General features: G+C 66.2%; 1 protein-coding gene. It reads right to left on the bottom strand.

The window, feature by feature from the left end; genetic code table 11:
- Positions 1–609: AAA family ATPase (locus tag JMF90_RS39585; RefSeq protein WP_201326600.1), on the bottom strand; the 609-nt coding region annotated here is incomplete at both ends.

Raw genomic sequence — 609 nt, forward strand, 5'->3', positions numbered from 1 at the left:
GGCCCGACTCGTGATAAGCGGTGGCGCGCTTCGCTTCCTCGCGGATCACGGCCGACTTGCGCTCCGGACCCATGAAGATCTTGTCCTTCGCGTCCTCGAAATCCTGCATCTCGACGATACGCTTGCCGCGACGGGCGGCGAACAGCGCAGCCTCGTTCACGAGGTTCGCGAGATCGGCGCCCGAAAAGCCCGGCGTGCCGCGTGCGATGACCGCCGCGTCGACGTCGTTCGCGATCGGCACCTTGCGCAGGTGCACGCGCATGATCTGCTCGCGGCCGCGGATGTCCGGCAGGCCGACATAGACCTGACGGTCGAAACGGCCCGGACGCAGCAGCGCCTTGTCGAGCACGTCGGAACGGTTGGTCGCGGCGATCACGATGACGCCCGAATTCGCCTCGAAGCCGTCCATCTCGACGAGCATCTGGTTCAGCGTCTGTTCGCGCTCGTCGTTGCCGCCGCCCATGCCGGCGCCGCGATGACGGCCGACCGCGTCGATTTCGTCGATGAACACGATGCACGGTGCATGCTTCTTCGCCTGCTCGAACATGTCGCGCACACGGGCCGCGCCGACGCCGACGAACATTTCGACGAAGTCCGAACCCGAGATGC

Source organism: Burkholderia sp. E168m23 (assembly GCF_016586125.1).
GTDB lineage: Bacteria > Pseudomonadota > Gammaproteobacteria > Burkholderiales > Burkholderiaceae > Burkholderia > Burkholderia orbicola.